The sequence below is a fragment of the Fructilactobacillus sp. X7R9C1 genome (assembly GCF_059901005.1).
On sequence record NZ_JBWXVG010000041.1, the window covers coordinates 1 to 695 of the forward strand.

The 695-nt window shown below is 31.9% G+C and carries 2 protein-coding genes; both read left to right on the forward strand.

From position 1 onward, the window contains the following. Positions 1-201: 201 nt before the first annotated feature. Positions 202-381 (forward strand): hypothetical protein, encoded by a 180-nt coding sequence (locus AC6UD0_RS07300; RefSeq protein ID WP_500708696.1) that lies wholly within the window; start codon positions 202-204, stop codon positions 379-381. Further along, entirely contained in the window at positions 374-595 is a 222-nt protein-coding gene (locus AC6UD0_RS07305) for a hypothetical protein (protein WP_500708697.1), read from the forward strand. The genes AC6UD0_RS07300 and AC6UD0_RS07305 overlap by 8 nt, the downstream gene beginning before the upstream one ends. Positions 596-695 lie beyond the last annotated feature (100 nt).

Consider the following 695-nt stretch of genomic DNA (forward strand, 5'->3'; position numbering starts at 1 on the left):
CATCAAGAGCTTGAAAAAGTGAAAGTTTGGGGCGAAAGCCCCACTCTTTCGTATATAATCTTAGCATAGACATTATGAAAAATATATACAAGTACATTATTGGATTATTAATATTAGCATTAGGCTGGTTTTCTAATAATCATAGTATTAGATTTACAGCATTAATGGTAGTAATAATTATGCTATTTGGAGATGATAAAGATGGCCACAAAGCAAACGGAACAAAATAAGCAGTGGCAAAACAAAAATCGGGAGCATACACGATATTTAAATTATCGTTCAACTACTCGTTCGTTTATTAAAAATAGGGCAACATTGGAAGATATAGCAGAATTAGAAAAGTTACTAAAAACAAGGAAAGAGGAACTTGAAAATGATTAAAGAAATTAACAAAGCAGAAATTAAAGATATGGATAAGGTACAAGAAGAATTAATTAAAAGAATTTATGGCGTGGTTCCAACTGATACTAACGACGATTACATGCGATACGTCGAAAGCTTAATGACCGATCCATATATTAAGGTTGGTAAGGACAAAAATAACAAATACTTTGTTAAAAGAGTTAACTTAAAGCACGAAGTTGACTGGAAATAAAAAAAGCGGCTATCAGTAATTGATAGTCGTCTTTATTTTTGTCTATGGTCACATCTTGGTCACATGAACATCCCATTTATTCCGTTTTATTCCCGCTTAG